At 32.4% G+C, this 22,593-nt stretch carries 15 protein-coding genes; 6 read left to right on the forward strand and 9 right to left on the reverse strand.

All coding sequences use genetic code 11. From position 1 onward, the window contains the following. Both secDF and H0I23_RS10410 read right to left on the reverse strand, forming a co-directional pair. A complete protein-coding gene (gene secDF / locus H0I23_RS10405) occupies positions 1–2,985 on the reverse strand; it encodes a protein translocase subunit SecDF (RefSeq protein WP_216783240.1) in 2,985 nt (994 codons plus the stop codon). Positions 2,986–3,132: 147 nt separating this feature from the next. Further along, positions 3,133–4,059 carry a malate dehydrogenase gene (locus H0I23_RS10410; protein WP_216783241.1) on the reverse strand — a complete coding sequence of 309 codons (927 nt, stop codon included), beginning with the start codon at positions 4,057–4,059 and terminating at the stop codon, positions 3,133–3,135. A 243-nt stretch (positions 4,060–4,302) separates the two neighbouring features. On the opposite strand from H0I23_RS10410, the gene H0I23_RS10415 reads away from it, so the two are divergent. Next, positions 4,303–4,665, forward strand: coding sequence for a hypothetical protein (locus tag H0I23_RS10415; RefSeq protein WP_216783242.1), 363 nt, complete (start codon positions 4,303–4,305; stop codon positions 4,663–4,665). Positions 4,666–5,000: 335 nt separating this feature from the next. Here the strand turns inward: H0I23_RS10415 and H0I23_RS10420 are convergent, their stop codons facing one another. From H0I23_RS10420 to asnB, 3 genes are all read right to left on the reverse strand, one after another. Then, complete coding sequence (locus tag H0I23_RS10420) at positions 5,001–5,999, reverse strand: DUF6588 family protein (RefSeq protein ID WP_216783243.1); 999 nt, start codon at positions 5,997–5,999, stop codon at positions 5,001–5,003. A 73-nt stretch (positions 6,000–6,072) separates the two neighbouring features. Further along, a complete protein-coding gene (gyrB, locus tag H0I23_RS10425) occupies positions 6,073–8,034 on the reverse strand; it encodes a DNA topoisomerase (ATP-hydrolyzing) subunit B (protein ID WP_216783244.1) in 1,962 nt (653 codons plus the stop codon). Between the two features lie 232 nt (positions 8,035–8,266). Next, the gene (asnB, locus tag H0I23_RS10430) at positions 8,267–9,940 is read right to left on the reverse strand and encodes an asparagine synthase B (protein WP_216783245.1); all 1,674 of its coding nucleotides are present in this window, start codon (positions 9,938–9,940) and stop codon (positions 8,267–8,269) included. A gap of 231 nt (positions 9,941–10,171) precedes the next feature. Between asnB and H0I23_RS10435 the strand changes: the two genes are divergently transcribed. Beyond that, positions 10,172–10,720, forward strand: coding sequence for a DUF2911 domain-containing protein (locus H0I23_RS10435; protein WP_216783246.1), 549 nt, complete (start codon positions 10,172–10,174; stop codon positions 10,718–10,720). Between the two features lie 148 nt (positions 10,721–10,868). Continuing rightward, positions 10,869–13,085: an FUSC family membrane protein gene (locus H0I23_RS10440; protein ID WP_371736631.1), complete on the forward strand. Its 2,217-nt coding sequence runs from the start codon at positions 10,869–10,871 to the stop codon at positions 13,083–13,085. Here the strand turns inward: H0I23_RS10440 and H0I23_RS10445 are convergent, their stop codons facing one another. Beyond that, positions 13,086–14,705, reverse strand: a complete 1,620-nt coding sequence (locus H0I23_RS10445; protein WP_216783248.1) for an amidohydrolase — start codon at positions 14,703–14,705, stop codon at positions 13,086–13,088. A 168-nt stretch (positions 14,706–14,873) separates the two neighbouring features. Here H0I23_RS10445 and H0I23_RS10450 point away from each other — a divergent pair, with 168 nt between their 5' ends. The 3 genes from H0I23_RS10450 to H0I23_RS10460 are packed head-to-tail and all read left to right on the forward strand — an operon-like array spanning position 14,874 to position 18,769. After that, positions 14,874–15,569, forward strand: a complete 696-nt coding sequence (locus H0I23_RS10450; RefSeq protein WP_216783249.1) for a hypothetical protein — start codon at positions 14,874–14,876, stop codon at positions 15,567–15,569. Between the two features lie 37 nt (positions 15,570–15,606). After that, on the forward strand, positions 15,607–17,088 hold the full coding sequence (mqo, locus tag H0I23_RS10455; protein ID WP_216783250.1) for a malate dehydrogenase (quinone): 1,482 nt from the start codon (positions 15,607–15,609) through the stop codon (positions 17,086–17,088). 43 nt (positions 17,089–17,131) lie between these two features. After that, complete coding sequence (locus H0I23_RS10460; RefSeq protein WP_216783251.1) at positions 17,132–18,769, forward strand: ABC-F family ATP-binding cassette domain-containing protein; 1,638 nt, start codon at positions 17,132–17,134, stop codon at positions 18,767–18,769. A gap of 4 nt (positions 18,770–18,773) precedes the next feature. On the opposite strand, the gene H0I23_RS10465 is transcribed toward H0I23_RS10460, so the two are convergent. The 3 genes from H0I23_RS10465 to H0I23_RS10475 all read right to left on the reverse strand — a co-directional run bounded on the left by H0I23_RS10465 (position 18,774) and on the right by H0I23_RS10475 (position 22,576). Then, entirely contained in the window at positions 18,774–19,382 is a 609-nt protein-coding gene (locus H0I23_RS10465; RefSeq protein WP_216783252.1) for a YkgJ family cysteine cluster protein, read from the reverse strand. Between the two features lie 212 nt (positions 19,383–19,594). Then, the gene (locus H0I23_RS10470) at positions 19,595–20,683 is read right to left on the reverse strand and encodes an OmpA family protein (protein ID WP_216783253.1); all 1,089 of its coding nucleotides are present in this window, start codon (positions 20,681–20,683) and stop codon (positions 19,595–19,597) included. A 138-nt stretch (positions 20,684–20,821) separates the two neighbouring features. Next, the gene (locus H0I23_RS10475; RefSeq protein ID WP_216783254.1) at positions 20,822–22,576 is read right to left on the reverse strand and encodes a TonB-dependent receptor; all 1,755 of its coding nucleotides are present in this window, start codon (positions 22,574–22,576) and stop codon (positions 20,822–20,824) included. Positions 22,577–22,593 lie beyond the last annotated feature (17 nt).

Here is a 22,593-nt window from a genome sequence, read left to right on the forward strand (position 1 = left end):
CTATTCAGTTATTACATCTTCTTCAGTACCATCTTGAACGCTTTTCTTTAATGTATCATACATTACAGGAGTTGCGATAAATAAAGATGAATATGTACCAACAACAACACCTATGATCATTGCAAACATAAACCCTCTTAATGAATCTCCACCAAAAACGAATATAGCTAAAAGAACTATTATAGTTGTTAATGACGTATTTAACGTTCTTCCTAATGTACTATTTAAAGCCAAGTTTGTGTTTTCCCCTGTCTTCCAACCTCTTTCTGCAATAATTTCACGAATACGGTCAAAAACAACAACAGTATCATTCAATGAATAACCAATTACCGTTAATATAGCTGCAATAAAAGCTTGATCTATCTCCATATTAAAAGGCATGATTTTACCAAATATAGAGAAAATACCTAGCACAAGTAATACATCATGGAATACCGCTGCAACAGCTCCTAAAGAGAATTGCCATTTACGGAAACGGAATAATATATATAAGAATACTACCGCTAAAGACCCAATAATTGCCCAAAAAGCATTGTTTTTAATGTCATCAGCAATTGTAGGACCTACTTTAGTAGACTTCATAATACCTACTGCTTTTGTATCACTAGCAACTACAAACTCATCATAAGTTATACCATCTGGAAGGTACTTTTGTAATGTTGTAAATAATTTATTTTGAATTTCAGCATCAACTTCAATACCTTCTACATCAACTTTATAAGGCGTTGTAAGCATTACTTGATTATCTTCTCCATAAGTTTTAACGTTAGTTCCACTACCGAAAACTGTATTAAACTCTGCCGCTAATTCAGAAGCACTTACTGGCTTCTCAAAACGAACTTGGTAAGAACGACCACCAATAAAATCTACACCTTGTTGTAAGCCTGGGCCAAAAAACAATGAATAAAGACCTATTAAAACTAAAACAGATGAAAGTATGTAAGCAATTTTACGTTTCCCTAAGAAGTTAATGTGAATATTTTTAAACAAGTTTTTAGTAATACCTGTTGAGAAATCTAATCTTCTGTCTTTTCCTGATAAATACCATTCGATTAATAATCGTGTAATAAATATTGCAGTAAACAATGAAGTAATAATACCTATTATTAATGTTGTTGCAAATCCTTTAATCGGACCAGAACCAAATATGAAAAGTATTACAGCAGTTAAACCTGTTGTTATATTGGCATCTAATATAGAAGACAATGCATTGCTAAAACCATCTGCAATTGCTAAAGACTTTCCTTTACCTTTATCTATCTCTTCTTTAATACGTTCGAATATCAGCACATTTGCATCAACAGACATACCAATCGTTAAGACTATACCTGCAATACCTGGCAATGTCAAAACCGCTTTGATACTTGTTAATACTCCAAATATTAATAAAATATTGAATAATAAAGCTACATCTGCAAAAGCACCTGCCTTACCATAATAAAATATCATCCAAAGCAATACAAAAACCATTGCTATAGCAAAAGAATTAAAACCGCTACTAATTGCTTCTTGACCTAATGAAGGACCAACAATTTCGGATTGTACAATTTCCGCTTTAGCAGGTAATTTACCAGCCCTTAAAACGTTTGCAATATCTTTAGTTTCGTTAATTGTAAATGTTCCTGTAATTTCAGAACGTCCACCAGAAATACCACCTGCTTGAGAAACACCTGGCGCAGTATATACTTTATTATCTAAAACAATAGCGATACCTGTACCATTTACGTTAGCATCACTAGTTAGTTTTTCCCATTCTTTAGCTCCTTTTGTATTCATAGACATGCTAACTGCAGGTCTATTACGAGTATCAAAAACATCACTAGCATCACTAACAACATCCCCACTAATTCTTGGACTAGATGTTCTATTAGATTTTACTGCGTAAAGACCAACAACTTCAGCTCCTTCTGTAGGTCTTTCCCACAAGAATTTTACAAATTGTAATTCTTTAGGCATTAATCTACGAACTTCAGGCATGTTTAAATATGCACTAACCTGGGCAGTATCTTTAGTTTGTGCTCTAACAAAAGAATAACTGTTTGGATCTGCTGGTATCAATAAATTACCTAATGGATTTACTTGACTAGCAAAATCAATTGAATCTTGTGCTACATCAGATAATAAAGAATCTATTTCAGACTCTTGCTTATCTTCAACTTGTGGCTTTTCAATATCAACAATAGTTTTCAATTTCTCATTTGCATCAAATAAGAATTTACTCAAATATTGATTATCTGGTCTGTATGTTTCCCAAAACTCTAATTGAGCTGTACTTGAAAGTAACTCTTGAGCTCTAGCTATATCTTTAGCTCCTGGCAATTCTACTAAAATACGACCCGAAGTTCCTTCTCTTTGAATATTAGGCTGAGTTACCCCGAAACCATCAATACGCTCTCTTAACACTTCAAAAGCAGATATGATAGATTCATCAATTTTAGTTCTAATGATAGGCTTAACCTGATCATCAGTCATCTGAAAATTAATAACATCACTTAAACCTTTATTAGCAAAAATTTCTGGTGAAGCTAATTTTGTATCACCTTTTAAATTTTCGAAAGCTTGAAAAAATAGATCTACATACGTATCACTACTATTTTTAGAAGCAGTATCTGCCTCTGCTAAAGCTTTATTAAAAATTGGATTTTGAGTGTTATTAGCCAAACCTTTCAATATATCTTTTACAGATATTTGAAGCGTTACATTAATACCTCCCTTTAAATCTAAACCTTTATTAAGCTCTTTTTTCTTAGCATCATTATAGTCGGTAAATCCCAAGATGGAATTACTTCCGATAGAGTCTAAATAACTGACTTCCAAATCCTTTCTACGATTCAAATAATCATCTTCAGTACTAGATATACTGTTTGCTGCATATTCCGCAGCTTTCTTCTCTACATTGTTTGTAATGAATGTGTAAGACAATTGGTAAATACTCACCAATCCAAACAAAAAAGCGAAAAGCTTTATAAGTCCTTTATTTTGCATTAGTTACTATATTAATTTCTGGTTTTTTTTGTAAGCGTGCAAATATATCATTTAAGATAAGAATTGACAATATATTTTTACATTTATAAGTAAGGGCAGCTACCGAAGTGATAACTGCCCTTGTCTTTTTTAATTTAATAAAGCATATTAAAGCTCTAATAAACCATTAGTTTTCTTTACGCCTTCTGCGCTTTCTTTAATTTTAGCTTTATCAGCATCACTTAAAGGTATATTTACAATTTCTTCAATACCATCTTTACCTAAAACGACTGGAACTCCGATACAAATATCACTTAAACCATATTCACCATTTAATAATGTTGAACAAGGGAATATTTTCTTTTGATCACAAGCAATAGCTTGAACCATACTCGAAACTGCTGCACCCGGTGCATACCAAGCACTAGTACCTAATAATTTAGTTAATGTAGCACCACCAACCTTAGTATCTTGCGCAACCTGCTCTAATCTTTCTTCTGATAAGAATTCTGAAACTTTAATACTATTACGTGTAGCATGCCCCGTTAAAGGTACCATACCCGTATCACTATGACCACCGATAACCATACCGTCTACATCTGAAATAGGAGCTCCTAACGCTTCTGCCAAACGATATTTGAAACGAGCGCTATCTAAAGCTCCGCCCATACCGATTATTTTATTTGATGCTATACTTGTAGTCTTGTGAACTAAATAAGTCATCGTATCCATAGGATTACTAACTACGATTAGAATAACATTTGGAGAATGCTCTATTAGGCTTGAAGCTACTGTTTTAACAATACCTGCATTTATACCTATTAATTCTTCTCTTGTCATACCTGGTTTACGTGGTATACCTGAAGTAATTACAGCTACATCACTACCAGCCGTAGCAGAATAATCATTAGTAATACCAGTTATTTTAGTATCAAAACCATTTAAAGAGGCTGTTTGCATTAAATCCATTGCCTTACCTTCAGCATAACCTTCTTTTATATCTAACAATACAACTTCTGATGCAAAATTCTTAATTGCTATATACTCAGCGCAACTTGCACCAACAGCACCTGCTCCTACTACTGTAACTTTCATTTTATATAATTTTTATTGAATTTATTTGTCCAAAAATACTGAATTTAAATAGAAAATTAGTGATGAAATTTACTTTTTAAATTCTCTTTTTGTTAATTTTTTAAAGATGCTTCATTCCTACTTAATGTTAAAGAAAAGTGTATTTTAACGAAAATTCTTACATTTTAAAGTGTTTCATCGAAAAAAAATGTTGTGAACACTTCATTTTCGTATGTTTACAGTCCCAAATTAAACCTACTTATTATGAACAAGTACACACCCTACACTGTGCTTTGTGCTGCGCTTTTATTTTTTAGCTGCGCTAAAGCCCCAATTAACAACGACCCTGTTATCGGAATATGGACTAACACTATCGAAACAAGTGTTAGCGGAAAAGCTGAACTTCAAACAGAATATGAATGGATTTTCAATGATGCATATCTTGGAAGACATCATCAATATGAAGGAAACGACATTACCGTGGAAACTGATTTTAGATGGCAACAAGAAGATGGTATATATACCATTACATATCCTGGAACAGATTTCCCTGAAGACACTGTAGAACTTATTAATTCAACACTACAACATACAGACGGAGATATTTTAGCGATTAGAGAAAATTAAAATAACTTTTTTTCAATGCAAAAGCCTGAATTTAAAAATTCAGGCTTTTTTTATTCCCTATATTTTTACAAAAAAAGCACAGTAAATATTACAAATCTTTATAAATCAACCAATTAAAGTAAAAACATATAAGGATTTAAGAACACCTAAACAAAGCTAAATAACACTTCCCTAATCACCTTCTCTTAACCAATATCACACCAAGAAAACTCATTGCAATCATTTTCAACAGCTAACAGCCTCAACATTTCATAAATTACTAGATTAACTAAAAAAAACTCCTAAAAGCTAATTGCCTTTAAGAGTTTTTTTTGTTTTAATAATGTGGTTTTATACTATCTAAACCCAAAATTTAAACCTACTGAAAAACTATTAAATTCAGCTATTGTATAATCTGCATTAAGCCTAAAAAATCCAAGTTTCAATTTTGTTCCGATATTAGCAGTAACACCACTAGCGTCTGTATTTAAAGAAAAAGGATCTTCTATTGTTTGCTGAAAAGGCCCTTCTTGAACTATATAAGTTCCTAAAATATCTGTTTTAGACTTTCCTGTCAAATACCCTATACCTCCATAAAAGTTAATTACAGGAAGCTTTGTTGAAACTATCGCTTGAAAATTCCAAGTATTAACTCTTGTTTCTATTTTTTGATTTTCACCCGCTATAATATCCGTATCAGAAAAATCATAACTACCATTTAAATGCGTATACCCTATAACACCAGAAATCGCAACAGGCCAAATTTTATCTACAGGCAACAAACTAGTAAATTCGTGTTGAATACCTAATCCATAAAAGCCAACTGCAACCTCATCTGTACTAATTTTAGGTAAAAATCGAGCTTTAATTTCTGTTCCCTTAATTACACCTACACTAGCTTGCAAAAAAGCAGAAGGAACAAAATTAACACCTTCAGCAGACAAACCTGATGGTAGTGTAAAATTCTGACGAAACAAACCATCTTCATCCTCTACATACACTCCTATACCTTCTAAGTCTCCTAGAGCACTCGAAACTAGTTTAGAATCACTACCATCAGCAAATTTTATATTCTCATAATCTGATGTATTCAAAACAAATGATTTTTTTTCATCTTTAAAAGGAGAAACATTTCCTATTATAGAAATCTCAAAACCACCTAATGGTTTTGCACTTGCCGAATTGTACCATCCATTTGATATGCTATAAATCATACCTTCGGAAACTGGGTTCATATAATCATTAGTAAATCGCTCGGCATCATTTACACCTGCAGCAAAAATATCATTAATATTTGCCTGTCCGATAACCAACGTTGTACACAACATTGCGAATGATAAAAATAGCTGTTTCATAAAATCTTAATTTTCTATAAAACTAAAAAACTCGTACCGATGGTACGAGTTTTTGTTGTGTAAGTATTAGTTTCTATGCATCAATGTTCGCATAAACAGCATTTTTCTCAATAAATTCTCTTCTCGGAGGAACCTCATCACCCATTAACATAGAGAAAACACGATCGGTTTCCGTAGCATTATCAATAGTTACCTGCCTTAATGTTCTGAAATCAGGGTTCATAGTTGTATCCCATAATTGCTCAGCGTTCATTTCACCAAGACCTTTATAACGTTGAATACCAACACTACCGTTAAAACTTTCTGCAATTTCATCACGCTCTTTATCATTCCAAGCATAACGTTTTTTAGCTCCTTTTTTAACTAAGTATAGTGGAGGAGTTGCAATATAAACATGACCTCCCTCTATTAATTCTCGCATATACCTAAAGAAGAATGTAAGAATTAATGTTTCAATATGACTACCATCGACATCGGCATCACACATGATGACTACTTTGTGATATCTTAATTTCTCAAGATTTAAAGCCTTACTATCTTCTTCTGTTCCTATAGAAACACCTAAAGCTGTATAAATATTTTTAATTTCTTCGTTTTCAAAAACTTTATGCCTCATCGCTTTCTCAACATTCAAAATCTTACCTCTTAGTGGCAAAATTGCTTGAAACATTCGGTCACGACCTTGCTTTGCAGTACCACCCGCCGAATCTCCCTCAACAAGGAAAACTTCACAATTAACAGGGTCTTGATCTGAGCAATCTGATAATTTACCAGGCAAACCACCTATACTCATCACCGTTTTACGCTGCACCATTTCACGAGCCTTAGTAGCTGCATGACGTGCTGTAGCCGCAAGAACTACTTTCTGCACGATGATTTTAGCGTCTTCAGGGTTTTCCTCAAGATAATTAGTCAGCATTTCTGATACTGCTTGACTAACAGCTGAAGAAACTTCTCTGTTTCCTAATTTTGTTTTGGTCTGTCCTTCAAATTGTGGCTCTCCAACTTTAACAGAAATAATTGCCGTTAAGCCTTCACGGAAATCGTCTCCTTGAATTTCGAACTTTAATTTATCTAACATTCCAGAAGCATCAGCATACTTCTTTAACGTACCCGTTAAACCTCTTCTAAAACCAGATAAGTGAGTACCACCTTCATGTGTATTAATATTATTCACATAAGAGTGTAAATTTTCAGTGTAAGAAGTATTATAAACCATTGCAACCTCTACAGGTATACCGTTTTTTTCTCCCTCCATAGAAATCACTCCATTAATAAGTGGCTCACGATTTCCATCTAAAAACTTAATAAATTCTTTAAGACCTTCTTCTGAATAAAAACGCTCTTCTACATATCCGTTTGGAGCATCTTTATCTTTTTGTCTTTTATCAGACATTGTAATAGAAACACCTTTATTCAAAAAAGAAAGCTCTCGCATTCTATTTGAAAGTGTTTCATAACTAAATTCTGTAGTCTGTGTGAAAATAGTTTCGTCTGGATAAAAAGTAACTTCAGTACCTCTTATATCAGTTTCTCCTATACTTTTTACAGGATATAATGCTTTACCTTTTTCGTATTCCTGCTCATAAACAGTTCCGTTACGGAATACTGTTGCCTTAAGGTGTTTAGATAGTGCATTTACACACGATACACCAACACCATGCAACCCACCAGATACTTTATAAGAATCTTTATCGAATTTACCACCTGCACCAATCTTAGTCATTACAACTTGAAGAGCAGATACTCCTTCTTTCTTATGAATATCAACAGGGATACCACGACCGTTATCTCTAACCGTTATAGAATTATCTTCATTTATTGCAACAGTAATATTATCACAATGCCCCCCCATAGCCTCATCTATAGAGTTATCAACCACCTCATAAACCAAGTGGTGTAAACCTCTAACTCCGACATCACCAATATACATGGATGGACGCATACGTACATGCTCCATTCCCTCAAGGGCCTGAATACTATCTGCTGAATAATTATTCTTTTTTTGCTCGTCTTTATTTGCTTCTTCGCTCATAAATTAATGGTTTCAATATAAATTTAGCAATCTTACAAATATAACTAATACCGAGCTAAATAAGTGTTTTGAACGCCTATTACAGGTATTAAGTTATCAACAATAATTGTAAAAAATATGAAAGTTAATATTTACGAATTTTTTTAAATAAAAGAAGCACCTTAGTAAGGTGCTTCTTTTTGACTAATTATAATTAAAACTGTGAACAGTGGTAATTCTTATTTTAAAGGCATTAAGCTTTTACGTATGCATCTGAATGCACATTAGCAACGGCTCTACCAGATGGATCGTTCATGTTCTTGAACGCTTCATCCCATTCTAAAGCAATTTTAGTACTGCACGCTACAGAAGCTTCTTGAGGCACACAAAGCGCCGCAGCATCTGAAGGGAAATGTGATTCAAAAATTGCACGGTAATAAAACTCTTCTTTTGAAGTTGGCGTTTGTAATGGGAATCTGAATTTAGCATTTGCTAATTGTTCATCTGATACTTCTTCTGCCACAACTTCTTTCAAAGTATCTATCCAGCTATACCCTACACCATCTGAGAATTGTTCTTTTTGTCTCCAAGCAACACTCTCTGGTATCATATCTTCAAAAGCTTTACGAACAACCCATTTCTCCATGCGTTCTCCGTTAATCATTTTATCTTGTGGATTAATACGCATTGCCACATCCATAAATTCTTTATCTAAGAAAGGAACACGACCTTCAATACCCCATGCTGCTAATGATTTGTTAGCTCTCAAACAATCGTACATATGCAACTTGCTTAATTTACGAACTGTTTCTTCATGAAACTCTTTAGCATTTGGTGCTTTATGAAAATATAAATACCCTCCAAACAATTCATCAGCTCCTTCGCCTGATAGTACCATTTTAACACCCATAGATTTTATAACTCTAGACATTAAGTACATAGGAGTTGAAGCTCTAATCGTAGTTACATCATATGTTTCTAAGTTATAAACTACATCTTTAATAGCATCTAATCCTTCTTGAATTGTAAATTTTATCTCATGATGTATTGTTTTTATATGATCTGCAACTTTACGTGCAGCTGCTAAATCTGGAGAGCCCTCTAACCCTACAGAAAAAGAATGTAATTGCGGATACCAAGCATCAGCAACATCATCAGATTCTATTCGTTTTTGAGCATATTTTTTAGCAATTGCAGATGTTACCGAAGAATCTAAACCTCCTGAAAGTAACACACCGTAAGGCACATCAGACATTAATTGTCTATGAACAGCAGCTTCCAATGCTTCTTTTATTTCTTTTATGCTAGTCTCATTATCCTTAACCGCATCATACTCCATCCAATCACGAGTATACCATTGCTTTAACTCTCCGTCAGAACTGTGCATGTAATGCCCAGGAGGAAAAAGTTCTATTTTAGTACATATACCCTCTAGTGCTTTTAATTCTGAAGCAACATAAAATGTTCCGTTCTTATCCCAACCCATATATAAAGGAATAATCCCCATGTGGTCTCTAGCTATAAAATACTCATCTTTTTCAGTGTCATAAATTGCAAAACCAAAAATTCCATTCATTTCATCAATGAAGCTTGCACCTTTTTCTTGATACAAAGCCAATATAACCTCACAATCAGATTCTGTCTGGAACTCATACTTACCCTCAAACTGCTTTCTTAATTCTCTGTGATTATATATTTCACCATTAGCAGCAAGTACTAACTTATTATCTTTACTAAATAAAGGTTGTTTTCCTGAAGCAGGATCAACAATAGACAAACGTTCATGAGCTAATATTGCTTTATCATTCGCAAAAATTCCACTCCAGTCTGGTCCTCTGTGTCTAATTTTTTTAGACATCTCTAACAACTGAGGTCTTAAGTCTTCTGTACTTTCTTTTACATCAAAGGCGCATACTATTCCACACATAATTTTATATTTTATAAGCAATCTTAAAGCAAAGATGCACTTATTGTTTCTATTAAAAAACATAAACACCAATACTGATTACAATTTAAAACATAAAACCTATAAATTACTAAAAAAAGAAAGTAATCAACAATTCCAAACTATAGTTTCTATTTTTTTGTAAGTTTTAAAAAATGTACCGACTTTAGTACCTTATAATCATATTCACATTTAAGATCTTAATTTAATAACATGAAAAAATTCTTATCAGTAGTATCATTCGCAGCTTGTTTGTTACTTATTTCAACAACTGCAAATGCTCAAAAATTTAGTAGCTTGGACAAAAGTCCTTTAGATGCTGCTGCATACCCTTCTAGTTATAAAGTAGCAGAAAAATTAGTAAAAGTAACGTATAGCAGACCTCAACTTAAGGGGCGTTCAATTTCTGAACTTGCACCAGCTGGAGCTGTTTGGAGAACAGGAGCTAACGAAGCTGTTGAAATTACTTTTTATAAAGATGCAACTTTTGGAGGTAGCAATGTTACTGCAGGAACTTACTCTTTATTTACTGTACCAGGTGCTAAAGAATGGACTTTTATTTTAAACAGTAAATTAAACCAATGGGGAGCTTACACATATGATGAAGCTGCTGACGTAATTAGAGTAAAAGGTACCGTAAGCGAAGGCAAAGATTCTCTTGAAGCTTTTTCTATTGTTTTTAATGAAAGTGATAAGAATGCTGACTTAATATTAGGCTGGGGTAAAACTCGAGTATCTGTACCTGTTTCTGCAAAAATGTAAAAAAACAAACTCAAACTTAAAAATAGCCCTCAATCTTATGGTATTGAGGGCTATTTTTTTTACTATACTTACCTAAAAATCAAAGTAGTTAATTAAAATAGATAAGTACCTTTGCATAATGATTAAGGATTATATAAAAGCAATAATTTTGTTTCTAAAAAGCTCTAATTTCTACAGGGGTGTATTACAAACTATTGCTGTCATAATCCCATTAGCATCATTTAATGCTTTCGGATATATAACTTACGCCATACCAATTGCTATTGGTGTTTTTTTAAACGCCCCTGGAAATACACCAGGAACCTTAAAAAGAAAAACATATAGTATATTAATTGGAACATCGCTAGTAATGGCCGTAACCCTTTTAATGTCTTTTGCTAAAATCAACTTTCTGTTATTAATAGCAACAATAGCTGTACTTTCTTTTCTTTCTGCATTAATTTCCGCTTACGGCTTTAGAGGTTCGCTGATTGCTTTTTCAGGTTTATTAGCCATAGTTTTAAGCTTATCTAAAGATGTTACTGAATTTGGTATTTGGCTACATGTTGGTTTAATAGGTGTTGGCGGACTTTGGTTTTTATTCGTAGTTAGTGTATTTTACTGGTTAGCACCTAAAAAAGATGAAGACCAACTACTTTCAGAAACCCTTTACAGTACAGGAAGCTACCTTAAAATTAGAGGTAAATTATTAGTTGAAAAAGAAAATAGAGAACCTCTTTTAAATGAAATTCTAAAACTTCAAACACAGCTTAATGAGAAACATGAAGTTTTAAGAGAACTACTACTAAGCGAGCGATTAAAATCAGGTCGTTCTCACTTTGACGAAAAAAGAGTGCTGATTTTCATTTCTTTAGTTGATATTCTTGAATTAGCACTAGCAAACACTATAGATTACAACAAGATTGATTTAATATTTGAAAACAGAAAAGCCCTTAAGAAGTTCAAAAAAATGAATATAACTATGGGCAAGCATTTACAAGTGCTTTCTGAAATTTTAGTCCATAAGAAAAAAGTGCAAAGCAAAAAAGATTTACTTGTTGGTTTATCTCAAACGCTGAAATTTATAGAAAAACACATTAAAAATACAAAGCTACCAGAAGGCAGAGAAGGTATTTTAATATTAAGAAATTTGTATGATTACCAAGAGCGCCAAGTTGCTAAAGTAAGAGCAATAAGGCGTATTATGAACAACGTAAGTCAAGAAGAAAAAATTACCTTAAAGCGAACAGAAGTACAACAATTTATTACAACCGAAAATTACTCTATTCGTATTTTATTGCAACATTTTACAATTCAATCTCCTATTTTCAGGCATTCATTAAGACTTACAATTGCTATAGTTATTGGTTTTATTTTCGGAACTCTTGTTGGTGTTAAAAATCCGTATTGGATAATACTAACACTTGTTGTACTAATGCGGCCAAGTTATGGCCTTACTAAAGAAAGAGCTATCAACCGTATTATAGGCACCTTAATAGGCGCTACTTGCGCCACCATAATTATACTTATTACAACAAATACTATTGTATATATGGTATTAGCTGCAATATCATTAACAATTGCCTTTTCTCTATTACAGCAAAGTTACAGGTCTGCCGCTGCTTTTATTACCGTTAATATTATTTTTATCTATGCTTTATTTGAACCTAATAGCTTTATCGTTGTAAAGTATCGAGTTTTAGATACCATAATTGGTGCCATACTAGCTGTAATTGCAAATTATGTTCTTTGGCCTACTTGGGAGTTTATGAATCTAAAACCAATCATCAGTACCACCATACAAAAAAATAGAGCTTATTTATTAGCTATAAAAAACTTATACCACACTAAAGATACTAGTAATTTAAATTACAAAATTGCACGTAAAAATGCTTTTTTAGGTATCAGCAATTTAAATGCTGCGTTTCAAAGAATGACACAAGACCCAAAATCTAAACAAAAAGAAGTTGGCTTAATTTATGAAATTGTATCATTAAATAACACTTTTATTTCTGCTTTAGCTTCTACAGGAAGTTTCATACAAAACCACGAAACTACAACCTCAAGCGAATATTTTGATGCTTTTATTTCTCATATTGAAAATCAATTAGAAAACTCAGAAGTTTTATTAGATAAAGACAGACAAGCCGTTATAAAACAACATTTAAGTATTGAAACTGCTCAAGAAAAACTAAAAAACTCTTATGATATTTTAAGTAATAAAAGAGATCAACAAATTAAAGCAGGCCAAACTATAATTGACAAACAAATGCGTACACAACTACAAGAGGCGCTTTTAATAAACAACCAACTAACTTGGTTAAAAACGTTATCTGAAGACATTCATAAAAGCACAAAAAAATATAATAAAATTTTTATGCCTTAATTACTCTGCAATTTCACCTGATATAAAAACGCTTTGCACATTTGTACTAGGAATTTCAGATTCATCTATAACCATTATATCTCTATCTAAAATCACAAAATCAGCAAACTTACCCGTTTCTATACTCCCTTTTTCTTCTTCTTCAAAATTACTATACGCAGCCCAAATCGTCATTCCTTTCAGCGCTTCACTTCTCGTTAAAGCCTCTTCTTTTTGAAAACCTCCTTCAGGATACCCTTTTACATCTTTACGAGCAATAGCTGCATAGAAAGTTAAAAATGGACTAACCTGTTCTACCGGAAAATCAGTACCCAAAGCAACAATACCTGATTGATTTAAAAGTGTTTTAAAAGCATAAGCACCATGCATACGCTCTGCGCCTATTCTATCTTCTGCCCAATACATATCACTAGTTGCATGTGTTGGTTGTACCGATGGGATAATTCCATCTTTAAAATAATCAAAATCTAATGTACTCAATATCTGCGCATGTTCTACTTTCCAACGTCTATCTTTTTTATTTTTTAAAGCATTTTTATAAGCCCTTAAAACCACAAAATTTGCCGAATCACCTATAGCGTGTGTATTCATTTGATAATCTGTAGCTGCAATTTTATAAGCTAAGCTTTCAATTTCATCAACCGGTGTTACCATTGCTCCGAAATGATTTGGCTTATCAGTATATGCTTTTTTCATTACCGCTCCTCTAGATCCCAATGCACCATCACCATATACTTTTACAGACCTAACATTAAGTTTCTCGGTTTTTACAATTCCTTTGTTCAAATAGTATTTTAAATTTTCAGGGTAATTTGAAACCATAGCATATACTCTAATTTTCATATCTCCAGCTTGTTGTAAACTATCAATTAACTCAATAACTTCTCTAGACAAACCTGCATCATTTACTGTAGTAAGTCCATTTTTAATTGAAATTTGTTCAGCATCTTTTAAAGCGGCAATCATTGTTTCTTTTGATGGTTCAGGAATAATAGCATCGACTAAACCCATTGGACCATCAATTAAAATTCCTGTTAATTCTCCATCTACTTTCACAATTTCACCTCCGATAGCAACTGTTTCATTTGTAATTCCTGCCAGATCTAAAGCTTTCTGATTTACTAAATAAGCATGACCATCAATACGTTCTATAGCTAAAGGTGTATCAGGAAACATTATATCAATTTCTGCTTTAGTCGGAAATTCTTTAATTTCCCAATCGTTTTGATCCCAACCTCCACCATAAATAAATTCTCTTTTATTTTCAAGTTGAAAATCTTTAACACGTTCTAATACTTCAGAAAAACTTGTTGTTGCTACCAAATCAACTGCTTGTTGATTTTGTCCTAATCTATAAAAATGACAATGCGCATCAATTAAACCTGGTACTATTGTTTTTCCTCCTGCATCAACTCTATTTTCAGTCTTATATAATTTCTCAACTTCTTCATCTTTACCTAAAAAAAGAAATTTCCCATCTTTAACCGCAAAAGATTGCGCTTTTGAAAAAGATTCATCAACTGTATAAATATTAGCGTTTAATACAATTAAATCCACCTCTTCTTTTGGAGAGTCACAACTGCAAAAACATGCTAAAATAATTAAGAGTACTTTTTTCATTACTGTAGTTTTAGAAATAAATAGAATATTAACACCACTAAATTACACTTTTTAATTCAACAGTAACAACTGGTGATTATATAGCTAAAACTTCATTTTCATATCTTTATACTCTATTTATAATATGCTTTTTTCACCGATAGAAATATCCATTACTCTAATATATTTATGAATAAAAATCAGGTACCGATTACCAATATTCCGAAAGATTTACAACAGAGAATTGACTCTTTAAAAGCTATTTTAAATACGCTTGAATTAAAAGTAAATACTTTTGAGAATACACTCCGCAATCATTTAGAAGATGCTATTATTGAAGAGCAAGAACTATCTGTACTTTATAAACAACTAAAAAAAGATAAAAAAGAAAAACGCATACTCCAAAAAACAAAAGGAAATAAATTTAAAGAAGAAGTGATTTCTACAGCTAGCGAGACCAAAAATCAAAACAACAAAAATTTCCCTGAAGAAAAAGAAAAAAAACGCTTATACAGAGAAGCTATGCTAAAGGTACACCCCGATAAATTTTCAACAGAAATTGACAAATTAGAAATAGCCACAGAAACCACCACTAAACTTATCGAAATATATTCATCTGGTGATTTAAAAACACTAAAAGCATTTCATCAACATATACTAAATGGCACTATTTTCAACTCTGTTCCTACTATTAAAAGAAACATCGACAATGAATATTTACTTTTAGAAATTGACAAATTAGAACAACAAATACTAGCATTAAAAAACAAACACACTTACAAGGTATTAGAAGAATATGCTAACCCAATGACTTTTTTAGATGAGTTAAAAGCTTATTACGAAGATCGACTTTTTAAACTTCGAAAAAGAACAAGAAAAGGTTAGCAAAGGTTTCTTAACTTTAGAACACTAAATTTAAAAAATGAGTTCTAAACATAATTTTACATTTATAGGCGCCGGAATAATGAGCGCCACATTAGGCGTTCTTATAAAACAATTAATACCAGATGCTCAAATTAATATTTACGAACGTTTAGATAAAGTTGGCGCAGAAAGTTCTGATGCATGGAATAATGCAGGAACAGGGCATTCAGCCTTTTGCGAACTTAATTACACACCAGAAACAGATACTGGTGAAATTGACATAACAAAAGCTTTAAAAATTAGCGAGCAGTTCGAAATTTCAAAACAACTTTGGGCTTATCTAATAAAAAATAATTTAATAGAAACAAACTCTCCTTTTATAAACGATATTGACCACATGAGTTTTGTTTGGGGTGATGGTAATAATGCTTTTCTAAAAAAAAGATATAAAGCGCTTACCAAATTCCCGATTTTTTCAGATATGAAGCACTCATCCGATTTTGATGAAATAGCAAATTGGGTTCCATTGATGATGAATGGACGAAACCCTAATGAAAATATTTCTGCTACAAGAATGCCAATTGGTACTGATGTAAATTTTGGTGCACTAACAAGAGGAATGATAGCTTATTTAGAAAAATGTAATGGAGTTAACATTAATTTAGGGCATCAAGTAGAAGATATTGACGACAAAAAAGACGGTACATGGGAAATAGAAGTTACTGATTTACATACGGATAAAGAAAAAACAATTACAACCAATTTTGTATTTATTGGCGCAGGTGGTGGCGCATTAAAATTATTAGAAAAATCTGATATCCCTGAAGGAGAAGGCTATGGCGGATTTCCTGTGAGTGGGCAATTTTTAAAATGCAATAATCACGAGGTTATTAAACAACATGAAGCAAAAGTATACGGTAAGGCAGAAGAAGGCTCACCACCAATGTCTGTTCCACATTTAGATACCCGCATGTTGAATGGTGAGCGCTCTTTACTCTTTGGTCCGTATGCAGGGTTTTCAACAAAATTTTTAAAGAATGGATCTTATTTTGATTTGCCTTTATCTATTGATGCACATAACATATTCCCTATGCTATCCGCTGGCTTACACAATGTATCGCTCACCAAATACCTTATCGAGCAAGTAATACAATCGCCCAAAGAACGCTTTAATGCTTTATTAAAATATTACCCTGAAGCAAATTTTGATGATTGGGAACTAATTACTGCAGGCCAAAGAGTACAAATTATAAAAAAAGATAAAAAAGAAGGTGGTGTTTTAAAATTCGGTACTGAAATAGTCACTAACAAAAATAAAACATTGGCGGCCTTACTTGGAGCCTCTCCTGGTGCTTCAACATCAGTTTCTATAATATTAAATGTACTAAATGAGTGTTTTCCTGAACAAATAAAAAGCAAAGACTGGGTTATCAAATTAAATGAAATTTTCCCTAGCTATGCCCATTCATTAATAAATGACGGTGCACTTTGCGCTAAAATCAGAAATTATACCACATCCATATTAAAATTAGAAGAATAAATACATTGCTTTTAATTAGTTTTACAACTTCAAATTTTCTGTTATGATTTCTGTTGATAATATTGCCGTTGAGTTTAGTGGAGAAACCCTTTTTAGTGATGTTTCGTTTGTAATAAATGAGACTGACAAAATTGCCCTTATGGGTAAAAATGGTGCTGGAAAATCGACCATGATGAAAATTATTGCTGGCGTACAAAATGCGACACGTGGTAATATTCGTTTCCCTAAAGATGCTGTCATAGCTTATTTACCTCAACACCTACTAACAGAAGACGATTGTACTGTATTTGAAGAAGCTTCTAAGGCTTTTGCTCAAATTTTTGACATGCGAAACGAAATGGATCGCGTTAATAAAGAGCTAGAAACAAGAACAGACTACGAATCTGACAGCTACATGAAGCTTATCCAGAGAGTATCTGACTTAGGCGAAAAGTATTATGCTCTTGAAGAAATAAACTACGAAGCAGAAGTTGAAAAAGCATTAGCTGGTTTAGGTTTTAAACGTGAAGATTTTCATCGTCAAACAAGTGAATTTAGTGGTGGATGGCGTATGCGTATTGAGCTTACTAAGATTTTGTTACAGAAACCAGATTTAATTCTTTTAGATGAACCTACAAACCACGTAGATATTGAATCTGTAATTTGGTTAGAAGATTTTTTATTAAACAAAGCAAAGGCAGTAGTTGTTATATCGCATGATAAAACATTTATTGATAATATTACCAACCGTACCATTGAAGTAACAATGGGCCGTATATATGACTACAAAGCAAACTACTCTCATTATCTACAATTACGTGAAGAACGCAGAAGTCATCAAATAAAGGCATATCAAGAGCAGCAAAAATTTATTGCAGACAACCAAACTTTTATAGACCGTTTTAAAGGTACTTATTCTAAAACTAACCAAGTTACCTCTAGAGAGCGTATGCTTGAAAAGTTACAAATTATAGAAATTGATGAAATTGACAATGCATCATTAAGGTTAAAATTTCCACCTGCGCAGCGTTCTGGCGATTACCCGATAACCGTAAACGAGCTTACGAAAACATATGGAGACCATGTTGTATTTAAAGATGCAAACATGAGTATTTCTCGTGGTGAAAAAGTATCTTTTGTTGGCCGAAACGGAGAAGGAAAATCGACAATGATAAAAGCAATCATGGGTGAAATAGATTTTGAAGGGAAATGTGAATTAGGCCACAATGTAAAAGTTGGCTATTTTGCTCAAAACCAAGCATCTCTTTTAGATCCTAATTTAACAATTTTTCAAACTGTTGATGAAGTTGCAAAAGGAGATATCAGAACTCAAATAAAAAATATTCTAGGTCGCTTTATGTTTAGTGGTGAGGATATTGAAAAAAAGGTAAGTGTTCTTTCTGGTGGAGAAAAAACACGTTTAGCAATGGTTAAACTTTTATTAGACCCTGTTAATTTACTAATATTAGATGAGCCTACAAATCACTTAGATTTAAAATCTAAAGATGTATTAAAGGAGGCTTTATTAGATTTTGATGGTACACTTATTCTAGTTTCTCATGATCGAGACTTTTTACAAGGCTTATCTGAAAAGGTATTTGAATTTAAAGAAAAACGTGTAATAGAACATTTTGAAACTATTGATGCTTTTCTTATACGAAACAGAATAGAAAATTTAAAAGAGATTGATTTAAAATCTTAGCAAACTAGGCACAGTTCTCAAAGCCACTCGGAAAAGGTCGGTATGCATAATACTGCAACACCTCTTCTATTGCTAGCTGTAATGCTTTGTTTACTGGCACAATTACATTTCCTAGTTTAAAATCTATCTGAGAAAGATTCATATAATAATCGGTAAAAATTGGCACGTATAAGCCATTTTTCATCGCTGTTTTAGCATTCTCGTAATTTTCTGCTTGCCCTTCTTTAATAATCTTACAAGTTGCTAAACGTAATTCGCCTAGCTTATCTCTACTTGCACCATAACCAAATAGCCTACAAATTAAACCTCGATATTGATAATCACTACATTTTCCACTAGCAACATCAACAATAGATAGTGGTTGATATATATGACAAGTAGCGCTTGTTTTTAACTTTAACTCTTCTAAAGTTGTATATGCAGTTCCATTTAAAAATAAGTGAAATGCCCATGGAAGAAACTCTAAAGGGGATGCATCCACCTCAGCATATGTACAACATCTACCGCAGCCTGCTTTACAATGTAAATTGGTTTTTGATTGAAATATTGCAATCTCTTTATCTAAATCAGCGTATAATAAATCTACTGCTTTAACTTTCTTTTCTATAGACATTTAAGGGAAGTAATTCGGCGCGAATGTACGCTAAAAACTAATCCGTTAAACATTTAACTATAATATTAAAAATAAGAATTTACAGAACATAAATAATTAATTTACTGATAGTTACATTAACTATCAACTATTACATTTAAAAACAATTAAAAAGATAAATCTGAATACCCTACAGCTTATTGTAACAAAATAAGATACAGCTACTTTACAACTTATAATTTTTCAAAAACAGTTTTAGCATAGCTACTATTTTGCTCTGTAAGCAAAAACTCAACTCTTCTGTTTTTAAACTGTAAATCTTCTTTCTCGTCTGTCACTATTGGTTTTCTAAATCCAAAACCTTTCCATGAAATTCTATTTTCACTTAAACCAGATTTGATTAAAAATTTGGCTACAGTTTCCGCCCTCTTTTGCGATAAATCTTCATTATATTTTAAAGAACCCTTAGCATCAGTATGACCGTATAAATAAACTTTTAATTTAGGGTTTGATTTTAAATGAGAAACTAACTTTTTCAATTGCTCATTATAATTAATCTCTACAACTGTTTCATTAAAATCAAAGTTTAAATTATCAATAACATATAACTCTTCCAGTTTATAAGAATCTACAGCTTTAACAGAAACCATATCTATAAAGTAATAAGCAGACTTACGTGTTGCCTTACGAACAACTTCTTTTTTTGTTCCGCTATTTGTTCTGAAATTACCTAAGGTTAAAAAACGTTCTCCTCCTTTTGCTTTTATAGTTGCTGAAATCTTGGTCCAAGTATCAGAATCTGATATAAATTTAGATTCTATAATTCTTTTGTAATTAGTAGACATACCTGATCTAACATAGTATAAGTCTAAATTTTTGGAAGTATCCATTGTAAAGAGTTTTTTGGTTAATAAAACATCAAACTCATTAATTGCAAACTCTACATTTTCTGCTAAGTTTACCATAAAAGAAATTTCATATGACATCCCTCTCTCTAAAGGAGTAGTCAACTCTGCAGTTATATATTCTCTATAATCATTTGGCGCATATAAATAGAACCCAGCGAACGACTCGCCATCATAAGGTTTTTGAGAACCTATAAAATTGTTTTCAGGAGAAAGTTCTTCACTACATGTTGTGAAATAATCTGTTGTACCTGAAGTTGGTTTTCTCCAGCTTACAGCATCTTCACTTAATGTTCCTAATTCTTTAGGACACCTATTACTAATTTCAAAACTTGGGTTTTTAACTAGGTTTTGACTTTGTAAAAAAAAACAAAATAAATTTGTAATTAAAAACAAGATTCGGGGGAGATTCTTCATTATTTTAATTTTATTATGTAGGTAAAATACTACATAATAAATCGATTTACCCAAAAAACCTGATGAAATGAAATAAAAACCAGTTGAAATGTTAAAATTAGCATTATTTAAGTAAGAATAATGCTAATTTATAGCTTTTTAAAAATCAAATTTATAGGTAGCTCCTAACAATACTTGGAACCCTTGTACTGGATAGTTTGCCCACCTTTGGTAAGAGTTACCAACTATATTGTTTGCTTTTACAAAAGCAGAAAGTTGCGTATTAAATTTATAACCTAGCTGTGCATTTGCATCAAAATAGCTATTTAAAGTAATAATTTCCGAAGGAAATTCAGAAGGTTGCACATTCTGTACTGCATCAGTAGCTAAGTCAGTACGCTCCCCTACATAAAATAATGTTGCACCTAGAAACCAATTATCTAAAAAGTGATAATCTGCAAATAAAGACCCTTTTAGCTTAGGTAAATTCCAAGCAGGATCATCTGTTTCTGTTGTGTATGAAAAAGCTTCTCCATTTACTCCTAAAGTAAACTCTTTTTTAATATTAAAGTTTAATTCTCCAAAAATTCCAATCGTCTTTAAGTCATCATAAAAAACCTCGAAAGAATTTCGATAATAATACCCTTTTTCATCATCCCTAAATTCATTTAAAGGGTTCCACTTAAAAAGAGGTTTTCTATTTTCTGTTTTATATGATGCTTTTACATTATAACTTAAATTCGGTAACAACTGACCTTTTATACCTGCATATGCATTATACTTTTGATCTGTTGGCTGTATTGTTAATGTTGGCGAAACAAAAGAGTTCTCTTCAACAAAATCATGAAACGAGTTTTGTATCAACTCACCTTGAATACCTCCGTAAGCAATAACTGTATCATCTACCAACCTATAACTTGCAGTAATATCTGGGTATATATAGAAATTGCTATCACTGTTTTCTATATCCATGCCGTAAACTAGATTAACACCCAAATTCAATGTTAAATCGTCTCTAAGTATTTCTATACTTGGCCCTATACCTATTTGAAAAAAGCCATAATTTATAGCTGGAGAATTATCAATATTTTTTACATCTGCATTTTTAAAATCTCCCCCTAAATAATCTAGTTTTGTTTTAATAGCTATGTTTTCGTCTCCAATAGGTATTTCTGCAGCACCTTTAAGCATTGCTCTATTTTCGGCAGAATTTGTAGCATCCCAAAAACGACGAATCAGTACTTCTCCTCTTTCAAAATAGCCATCATCTATACTCAAGTGACCAGAAACCTCTGCATTAAAGTAATTTTGTTTAGCATCAATATCGGCTATTTGTTCATCAGTATAGATGCCTATAGGCAATCCGTACCAATTATAAAGCTGATGTTGCAACTCAACATTGGCTCCCCAATCCATATCTCGATCTCTTTTAGAGTATGCCCCTGTCAATTTTGTATCGTAAAAAGCATTATTTAAAGCAACACGATCTACATCTCCTCTAGCTGAATGATGCATTAAACCTATATCTAAACGCTCATCTCTATTAATAGACCTACTTGTATAAAACTCTGCTAAGGCATTATCATATGTTCCAAAACCTAATGATGCATATGAATTAAACAATACAGGCGGTGGTGTTTTTTCAACTTTAGAAGCTTGCCCTTTTTCAGGTGTAAATGTTGATGCTACAGGAACAGAAAATATATTATAGCTAATATTTTTTTTCTTTAAAACTATAGAATCATTAATTACAGGACTAGACTTTATTTTAAAAGCATCTGAAATAGTTGGCTTATATGCCTTAACAACTGTTACCGTTTCTGTGCCAATACTATCTTTATTTTTTTCTTGTGAAACCGCAGTTTGGAAATATCCAAAAAATAAAATTGCGATTAATTTTATGTACTTATGCATATAGTGTCTCTTTTGCA

This window comes from Cellulophaga sp. HaHaR_3_176, assembly GCF_019021925.1.
In the GTDB taxonomy this organism is placed as follows: Bacteria; Bacteroidota; Bacteroidia; order Flavobacteriales; family Flavobacteriaceae; genus Cellulophaga.